Origin of the sequence: Vibrio sp. 10N.247.311.51 (genome assembly GCF_041467855.1) — a bacterium.
Taxonomy (GTDB): domain Bacteria; phylum Pseudomonadota; class Gammaproteobacteria; order Enterobacterales; family Vibrionaceae; genus Vibrio; species Vibrio coralliirubri.
In genome coordinates, this window is the sequence record NZ_JBFSVK010000066.1 from 1 (window position 1) to 2,347 (window position 2,347).

Sequence of the window (2,347 nt, forward strand, 5' to 3'; positions counted from 1 at the left end):
GAACGGCGGACTGTTAATCCGTATGTCGCAAGTTCAAGTCTTGCAAGGGGAGCCACATTCAAGAAAGCCAAGTCGAAAAACTTGGCTTTTTTTCGTTTGAACAAAAGCAAACTCTATTCAATATACTCATCAGCTCTACTCTTAATCAGTCTCGATAAATTGAGTTATCTCCTTCTAGTACTCTTACTACAGCAGCAGATTCTAAGTTCTATAAAGCATCCCCATTCCAACAGAACCAACTCATTCCAAAGTTCATGACCCGCTAATCTTCACATTGAAGCAAACAGAACTAAGTTCTGTTACTTTTTTTTCTTCGAAAATTTAATCTCTATCATGTTTTGATGTCTTTCTAATATCTGCCTTACACCACTTAGATTAAGATTCGATGAATTATACCTAATACTAATTATTGAATCGCTGCGCGGGGAAATATGAAACTAAAAACGCAAGCTTACTTATTATCGGGCATCATCTTGATCGCCCTGCTAGCACTGACGGCTACTGGTTTATGGACATTGAGAGTCGCTAGCAACATGGACAACAAAGCTCGCGTGACAGAGCTATTTAAGAGTGCATACAGCATCCTTACAGAAGTCGAGAAAATGGCGATTGATGGCACACTAGAAGAAGAGCAAGCTAAGCAACTCGCTACTCGCCTTCTTCGCAACAACATCTATAAAGATAATGAATATGTTTACGTGGCCGATGAGAACATGACGTTTGTCGCGACACCATTAGATCCTCAACTACACGGAACCAGCTTTAACGACTTTAAAGATGGCGACGGCAATAGTGTTGGGCAGCTAATCCAAAGAGTACTTGGTAATCGCACTGGCGAGATCATTGAGTACACCTGGACACAAAAACTGCCAGATGGAACGATTGAAGAAAAACTGTCTATTGCAGAGAAAACGCCACATTGGGGTTGGGTTGTCGGCACCGGTATTGGGTTCAATGAAGTTAACGCTCGTTTTTGGTCTACCGCTCAATGGCAGCTATTCCTTTGTGTCGTGATTGCTGGTCTTATTCTATCGAGCCTAATTGTATCCATTAAGCGCATGCTAGCGCTTCTTGGCGGCGAGCCTAAAGATGTACGAGAAGCAGTACAAGCCGTAGCTCAGGGGCGAATTCAAACCTCTTTCGAAACTCAGGCAACTGACGGCAGTATCTATCACGCAGTGCAACAAATGAGTAAGTCATTGGCTGAGCTAGTATCAAACCTTGACGCTTCAATGCTGGCATTAAGAGGCGAACTGCAGCGCGTAGAAGATCGCGCTGGGTCAATTGCTCAACTGACAGACACCCAACAGCAATCAACAGAGATGATCGCGACAGCAATGACCGAGATGGCCTCTTCAGCCAATAACGTTGCTGATTCAGCCAGCGATACCGCGCGCAACACCGACGAGGCCGATAAACAGAGCCAGCACACCCAACAACTCATCCACAACACAGTAGATAACATTCAAGGCCTAGCAGGCCAACTAGGCACAGCAAGCGAAGCTGTCGCTAACCTAGATAACGATGTAAACAACATTGCAAAAGTATTGGATGTGATTGGTGATATAGCGGAGCAAACTAACCTGTTGGCACTTAACGCAGCCATTGAAGCAGCTCGAGCTGGCGAACAAGGTCGTGGATTTGCTGTTGTAGCAGATGAAGTTCGTAACCTTGCAGGCCGAACACAATCGAGCACCAAAGAAATCCAATTAATGATTAATAACCTTCAAGAAGGATCTCGCAACGCAATTCAAACCATGGAAGTTTGTGCCGCGACCAGTGAAAGCACCGTAACAGAGTCTCAAAACGCCTCTGAAGCACTACAACAGATTGTTGTCGCATTAGAGTCCATTTCATCAATGAGTCATCAAATCGCAACAGCGGCCGCTGAGCAGACTCAGGTGAGCGATGATATATCGAAGCGTATCAATATGATCGAAGAGAGCGGTAACCAACTGAGCAATGTCGTAACAGAAAGTCATAACAGCACCCAAACTCTTGCCTCCCTTTCCAACGAATTAGAAGCTTGGGTTAATAGGTTTGAAGTAAAACACTAAACTCCCTAGAAAATTTTTAAATAAAAAAGCACGTTTTCATACGTGCTTTTTTTATTTCGGCGCCCATTCAGTGTAGTTAACCGTAGTTTTACTATCTTTTAGGGCATGCTAGACCTAGGTTTTTCACCCCAAATGAGCAAAAACAACCCACTAAGTATAGAAAAACATCAAACGATACTTTTTTTGCAATTTAATGTTGACCCAGAACGCGAAAACACGTTTAATACACCTCGTCGCCCGGATAGCTCAGTCGGTAGAGCAGAGGATTGAAAATCCTCGTGTCGGTGGTT

Annotated in this window: 1 protein-coding gene; it reads left to right on the forward strand. The window is 43.8% G+C overall.

Translation table 11 applies throughout. From position 1 onward, the window contains the following. The first annotated feature begins 431 nt into the window (after nt 1-431). Nucleotides 432-2,057: a methyl-accepting chemotaxis protein gene (locus tag AB6E85_RS25735; RefSeq protein WP_333914040.1), complete on the forward strand. Its 1,626-nt coding sequence runs from the start codon at nt 432-434 to the stop codon at nt 2,055-2,057. Nucleotides 2,058-2,347 lie beyond the last annotated feature (290 nt).